Raw genomic sequence first — 6225 nt, forward strand, 5'->3', positions numbered from 1 at the left:
ATTCCGAATATATTAATCGACGAAGAAGCCGCATTAATTTTGGATTCTGATTTATTTTTCATAAAGCCGTTTTCCGTATCCGACCTTTTCGGCCAAACTGATACCGTGAAAACTCTAGTTGAAATACGGCCCACTTGCGAATCAGCGATGCATAGAATGCATATCGAAAAAGCCAGGGAGATTTTGCGTCTACCCGAAGGCGACACCTCGTTTCACTTTATGTCGTGGCCGTTTTTTTTCTATAAATCCTGGGGAGAGTCGCTATTGAAATATATTGAGGAAAAACACCAAAAACCCTGGCAACGCGTGTTATTCGAGGCTGAGTGGTTTTCCGAATATTCTATTTACGGCATCTATGTCGAAGAGGTTTTAAAACCAGCCGATATTCGTTTATCAAATTCCCCAATTTATCAAGGCATCTGGAGTCAACAGGATTTTGAAAACTTCATTGCCGGAAATATGACTCTCGATCCGTCGGTGGTTTGTATTGTCGTGCAATCGAATTTATCGATATCGCCCAAGGAGTACGGCAATCGACTTGACGATTTTATCCGGCATCAGACATAAGCCGTACCCGCCGGGCAACCTCGAAGACTTGCAAGTTCCGAATCCGCCCGGCTTGCCGCGAATCAATCGACCCCTGCCAGCATGGCTTCGAATTCCGCTATGCTCAACGGCTTGGCAAACCAATAACCCTGGGCAAAATCGCAGCCGGCCTCCCGCAACAAATCCCGCTGTTCCCGGGTTTCGACACCCTCGGCTATCACCTGCATGCCCAAGCGGTGCGCCATCGTCACGATGGCCTCGCAGAGTACCAGATCGCTGGAGTCCGGCGCCAGATTGCGCACAAAGGATTGGTCGATTTTCAAGTAATCGATGTCGAATTTCTTTAAATACGATAACGACGAATAACCGGTACCGAAGTCATCAATCGCCACTTGGATGCCGGCGTCCCGATACGCCAACAATTTGTTCGAGACCTGAACGTCGGCATCCAGCAGCAAGCCTTCGGTAATCTCAACCACGATGCTGTGGCCGGATAAGCCCAAGCCGGCCAAATGCCCAACCCAGTCTTCCTCCCCTTTGAATTGCAACGGCGACTTGTTCACGCTGATTTGGAAATCGGCGCCGTACGCGGCTTGCCAAGCAGCCACCCGTTCAACCGCTCGCGCGAACACCCAGCCGCCAATCTCCCCGATCAAGCGGGTTTCCTCGGCCAGCGGAATGAATTCGGCCGGACTGATGAGCCCGCGTTGCGGATGTTCCCAACGTATCAAGGCCTCGGCCTTGCGTATCCGCCCGGTCGCCAACTCGACGATCGGCTGATAAACCAAATGGAATTGGTTGCGCGCCAAGGCTTCCCGTAAATCGCTGGACGTCCTGGAACGGCGTTCGGCGGCGATTTGCAGGGCCGGCGTAAAATAGCGCCAGGCATTGCGCCCTTGGTTCTTGGCAGCGTACATGGCTTGATCGGCATATTTCAGCAGCGCGTCGATACCGACCGCATCGTCCGGGAACAATGCAATCCCGATACTGGCGGACAAATAACTGGAGGCCCCATCCAGCACGAAAGGCGCGGCCAATGTATCCAAAAACGTTTGCGCGGTTTGCTCGACGCATTGGCTGTCGGTGATGTCGGGCAGGATCAATGTGAACTCGTCGCCGCCCAACCGGGCCAAAACGTCGTTTTGGCCCGCGCAAGCCCGCAAACGCTCGCCGGCTGCCTTCAACAGGGCATCGCCGTAAACATGGCCGACCGTGTCGTTGACTTCCTTAAAATGATCCAGATCGATCAACAGCAGCGCCAGTCGACTACCGTTGTGGAGGGCCGCCTTGATCGCTTGTTCCAGACGGTCGTAAAAACGGTTGCGGTTCGGCAACCCCGTCAGCGCGTCGTAATTTGCCTGCCGCCAAATAATTTCGTCACTGCGCTTCTTGTCGCTGAGATCGGAAAATACGCCTAAGTAATGGCTGAGTTCGCCATCCCCGCCATGAATCGCGGTAATGCTCAGCCATTCGGGATATACCCGGCCGTCGCTGGCTTTGTTCCAGATTTCGCCTTGCCAATAACCATTGGCGGCCAAATTTTGCCACATTTTTTGGTAAAACGCGGCGCCGTGCCGCCGAGCCGACAACAACGACGGGTTCCTGCCCTTGACGTCATCCAACGCATATCCGGTAATCCGGGTAAACGCCCGATTGACTGAAACGATACGATTGTCGGCATCGGTCAGCATAATGCCCTCGGTGCTGTACTCGAACACCTTGCCGGCCAAGTACAGTTGTTCGTTGGCTCTGCGTTGCTCCAGCACGATGCCGACGATAAATGCGCCAATTTCCAGCAATTTGCGGTGAAATGGACTCGGCAGGCGATGTTCGAAGCTTGACAACGCGAACGAGCCCATCACCCGCCCGCCCTTGCCGCGTATCGGCATCGACCAGCAAGCACCGATGTTGAAATTGCAGGCCAGTTGGCGCAGATCCCGCCAACGCGGGTCCTTACCGGTATTTTCGACGAAAACCGGCTCTCGCCGAAAAACCGCGTTACCGCAAGAGCCGGCGCCCGGCCCAGGCCGCAAGCCGTTCAGCTGGGCGATGCCCTCGGCCGGAATACTGGGCGCGACAAACACCTGTAGCGTTTGCTCCTCGTCGTCCAGAAGCATGACCGATGCCACGGCGTTGGGCAACAACCGCTCTTCCAGCAAACAAATTTGCCGACACACTTCGGCAGCCTCGTGACCCAGAGCCACCAGCCGCAGAATATCCTGCTGAAATTGCAGAATTCCGGCCTGATCCCGACCGTCGAGCGCCGCGTAATCGACGCTTTGATCCGTTGCCTGAAAATCGCCGCCGTGATGGATTTGCATGCTGCTGTCGAAAGACTCCGTACCCGGTCGGCCGGACGCCAACCCTTTAAAATAGGCATTCTCGCACGAAAAGCCGAGTTTTTTCGACCTCCGGCCGCCAAGGCGACAAAACCGAAAACGGGCAAGCGCCGCCACCCGGAAAATGGTAATCTAGCGAACTTCTGTTCAAGGATACTCGCCCGACGCACGGAGCGTCCCGCCAACAGCAAACATTCCTTTCCGATCAACTCAATTCGAATCTAGCCATGGCCGAAAACATCTCCAATAATGCACTCATCCTCGCCCTGCTGTCGCTGAACGGCGAAATTGCCATTCAAAAAGACTATCTGGATTCCGGCGAAATCCCGGAAGACGAAGTCGCCGACGAAGAAGAAGTCCTCGACGACCTCGAACAAGCCTTCATGGAATTCGTCGACGTTTACAAGGCCCGCGCCAAGGCCGACGAGTCGCTGCCGAGTGTCGAGGAACTGCTGGCCGGAGACGCCTGATCCCAATGTACGTGCTTTACGGAATCAAAAACTGCGACACGGTGAAGAAGGCCCGCGCCTGCTTGGACCAGCGCGGCGTCGTCTACCGCTTTCACGATTTTCGGGCCGACGGCTTGGACGAGGCCTTGCTGAAGCGCTTTGTCGCCGAGGCCGGCTGGAATGTGGTGTTAAACCAGCGCAGCACCAGTTGGCGCTCGTTGAGCGAAGCGCAAAAAGCCGATCTGGACGAAGCCAAGGCGGTCGCCTTGATGCTGGAACTACCGACGTTGATCAAACGGCCGATACTCGACGGCGGCCCCAGCCTGATCGTCGGTTTTGCCGCCGACGGCTATCCCGCCGCATGAGCGCGACGCTGACTTTGCTTCAGGAACTGATCCGGCGGCCGTCGGTGACGCCGGACGACGCCGGCTGCCAGGATTTGCTGGCCGAACGTCTGAGCGGCCTGGGTTTTATCGACGAGCGGATGAATTTCGCCGACACCCAAAACCTATGGCTGCGCAAAGGCCGCCAAGCGCCGCTGTTGGTGTTCCTCGGCCACACCGACGTGGTGCCGCCGGGCCCGCTGGACAAGTGGGACAGTCCGCCGTTCGAGCCGACCTTGCGCGACGGCAAGCTGTACGGCCGCGGCACCGCCGACATGAAGGGCAGCATCGCCGCCTTCGTCACCGCCGTCGAAGGCTTTATCGCGGAATACCCCGAGCATCGTGGTTCGATCGCGATCCTGTTGACCAGCGACGAGGAGGGCCCGGCCACCGACGGCGTGGTCAAGGTGGTCGAGGTGTTGCGGGGGCGCGGCGACCGGATCGATTGGTGCCTGGTTGGCGAACCCTCCAGCGCGCGCCAACTCGGCGACGTGATACGGGTCGGCCGACGCGGCTCGTTGAACGCCAAATTGACGGTGCTGGGCATTCAAGGTCACGTCGCCTATCCGGAACTGGCCGACAACCCGATCCACGCCTTCGCTCCGGCCCTGCAAGCCTTGACCGAGGAAGTCTGGGACCGCGGCAACGACTTTTTCCCACCCACTCGCCTGCAAGTCTCCAATCTGAATTCGGGCACCGGCGCCGAAAACGTGATTCCGGGCGAACTGGTCGCCCAATTCAATCTGCGCTTCAGCACCGAACTGGACGAAGCCACGATCAAGGCCCGCGCCGAAGCGATTCTGAACCGCTTCGGCCTGCGTTACCAGATCGATTGGCGCCTGTCCGGCCAGCCGTTTCTGACCGCCCACGGCGAACTGATGGACGCCACCCACGCCGCGATCGAGCAGGTGTGCGGTTATCCAACCCACGACGATACCGGCGGCGGCACTTCGGACGGCCGCTTCGTCGCGCCGACCGGCGCCCAGGTCATCGAATTGGGACCGATCAATGCCAGCATACACAAGCTCAACGAGCACATCGATCTGGCCGAACTGGAACGGCTCAGCCTGCTGTACCGGCAAATCCTGGTCAATCTGCTCGCCTGATTTTTTTATTCGAATCATCCATTAGGGAGGACAGCATGCGTTGCCACGAAGTCGATTACCAGATAGTCGGCCATGACATACAAATGGTCGAAATCGAACTGGACCCCAACGAAACCGTGATCGCCGAAGCCGGCGCGATGACGTACATGGAACAGGACATCGACTTCGAAACCAAGATGGGCGACGGCTCCGGCGGCGTAATGGACAAATTGTTCGGCCTGGGCAAGCGCATGCTGACCGGCGAATCGGTATTTTTGACCCATTTCAGCAATCGCGGCGGTCAAAAACGCAAGGTGGCTTTTTCGGCGCCGTTTCCGGGTTCGGTGATCCCGCTGAATCTGGCCGAACTCGGCCAGGAAGTCATCTGCCAACGCACCGCCTTCCTGGCCGCCGCCTTCGGCACCCAGGTGGACATCGCCTTCAACAAACGCTTGGGCAGCGGCTTCTTCGGCGGCGAGGGCTTTATCCTGGAACGCTTGCGCGGCGACGGCATGGCCTTTATCCACGCCGGCGGCACCATCGTCCGCAAGGAATTGCGCAACGAAACCCTGCGCCTGGACACCGGCTGTCTGGTGGCCTTCAGCGGCGACATCGACTACGGCATCGCGATGAGCGGCGGCCTGAAAAGCATGCTGTTCGGCGGCGAGGGCTTGTTTTTGGCAACACTGTCCGGCACCGGCTCGGTGTGGGTGCAAAGCATGCCGTTCTCGCGCTTGGCCGAACGGGTGCTCAGCCAATCCCGGCCGATTCAGGACAGCGAATAACCGGCCGCTAGCGAAAGCGCCGCAAGAACGCGTCCATTTCACCGAAAAACCGCAAGCGGTCTTCCTCGCGGGTCAGATAATGATCCGCGTCCTCCATTTCCACATAACGCACATCCTTAAAACCAGCGCTCGCCAACGCATCGGCCATATCCCGCGAATGGCCGACGTTGACGGTCCAGTCGCCGACCCCGTGCACCAACAGCAGCGGCGTATGCAGACGGGCGGCCTGCTCGACCGGCGAAGTGTCCTTCAAGCGCGCCCTGTCACTCCACCAATGGCCCAAGGCTTTTTCAGCCAATTCGGCGTGCAAGCGGTGATCCAGCAGACGCATGTCGCCCCAGTCGTCCAGCAAGCGGCGCAAATCGGTAACCGGCGCCAGACTGACCGCGCAACGGTACAACTCCGGCGTCTTGATCGCGCCCATCAGCGCCGCGTAACCGCCGTAGCTGGCGCCGACGATGCACACCTGACCGGGATCGGCCAACTTTTGTTCGACCAGCCAGCGCACGCCGTCGGTGATGTCATCCTGCATTTCCAAGCCCCAGCGCCGAAAACCGGCCGCCTCGAAGTCGTTGCCGTAACCGGCCGAACCGCGAAAATTCAGCTGCAGGACGGTCCAGCCGCGATCGGCCAGAAAT

At 58.3% G+C, this 6225-nt stretch carries 7 protein-coding genes; 5 read left to right on the top strand and 2 right to left on the bottom strand.

The window, feature by feature from the left end:
• Nucleotides 1–567 (top strand): DUF6492 family protein (locus tag AC3B8H_RS17225; protein ID WP_488442774.1); only part of this gene is annotated, 567 nt, incomplete at its 5' end.
• A gap of 62 nt (nt 568–629) precedes the next feature.
• On the opposite strand, the gene AC3B8H_RS17230 is transcribed toward AC3B8H_RS17225, so the two are convergent.
• Entirely contained in the window at nt 630–2867 is a 2238-nt protein-coding gene (locus AC3B8H_RS17230; RefSeq protein ID WP_488442775.1) for a bifunctional diguanylate cyclase/phosphodiesterase, read from the bottom strand.
• A gap of 245 nt (nt 2868–3112) precedes the next feature.
• Here AC3B8H_RS17230 and AC3B8H_RS17235 point away from each other — a divergent pair, with 245 nt between their 5' ends.
• From AC3B8H_RS17235 to AC3B8H_RS17250, 4 genes are read left to right on the top strand one after another with little or no spacing between them, the layout of a single operon-like run.
• Nucleotides 3113–3355: a hypothetical protein gene (locus AC3B8H_RS17235; RefSeq protein ID WP_488442776.1), complete on the top strand. Its 243-nt coding sequence runs from the start codon at nt 3113–3115 to the stop codon at nt 3353–3355.
• 5 nt (nt 3356–3360) lie between these two features.
• Nucleotides 3361–3699, top strand: coding sequence for an ArsC family reductase (locus AC3B8H_RS17240; RefSeq protein WP_488442777.1), 339 nt, complete (start codon nt 3361–3363; stop codon nt 3697–3699).
• A complete protein-coding gene (gene dapE, locus AC3B8H_RS17245; RefSeq protein WP_488442778.1) occupies nt 3696–4823 on the top strand; it encodes a succinyl-diaminopimelate desuccinylase in 1128 nt (375 codons plus the stop codon). The genes AC3B8H_RS17240 and dapE overlap by 4 nt, the downstream gene beginning before the upstream one ends.
• Nucleotides 4824–4858: 35 nt before the next feature.
• Nucleotides 4859–5587 (top strand): TIGR00266 family protein, encoded by a 729-nt coding sequence (locus tag AC3B8H_RS17250; RefSeq protein WP_488442779.1) that lies wholly within the window; start codon nt 4859–4861, stop codon nt 5585–5587.
• Between the two features lie 7 nt (nt 5588–5594).
• Here AC3B8H_RS17250 and AC3B8H_RS17255 read toward each other — a convergent pair.
• Nucleotides 5595–6225: alpha/beta hydrolase family protein (locus tag AC3B8H_RS17255; protein ID WP_488442780.1), on the bottom strand; the 631-nt coding region annotated here is incomplete at its 5' end.

The organism is Methylomonas sp. BG-2 (assembly GCF_057766305.1).

Coding starts and splice junctions, on each gene's coding strand:
- AC3B8H_RS17230 (WP_488442775.1), bottom strand. CDS start 2,867: ATGCAAATCCATCACGGCGGCGATTTTCAGGCAACGGATCAAAGCGTC.
- AC3B8H_RS17235 (WP_488442776.1), top strand. CDS start 3,113: ATGGCCGAAAACATCTCCAATAATGCACTCATCCTCGCCCTGCTGTCG.
- AC3B8H_RS17240 (WP_488442777.1), top strand. CDS start 3,361: ATGTACGTGCTTTACGGAATCAAAAACTGCGACACGGTGAAGAAGGCC.
- dapE (WP_488442778.1), top strand. CDS start 3,696: ATGAGCGCGACGCTGACTTTGCTTCAGGAACTGATCCGGCGGCCGTCG.
- AC3B8H_RS17250 (WP_488442779.1), top strand. CDS start 4,859: ATGCGTTGCCACGAAGTCGATTACCAGATAGTCGGCCATGACATACAA.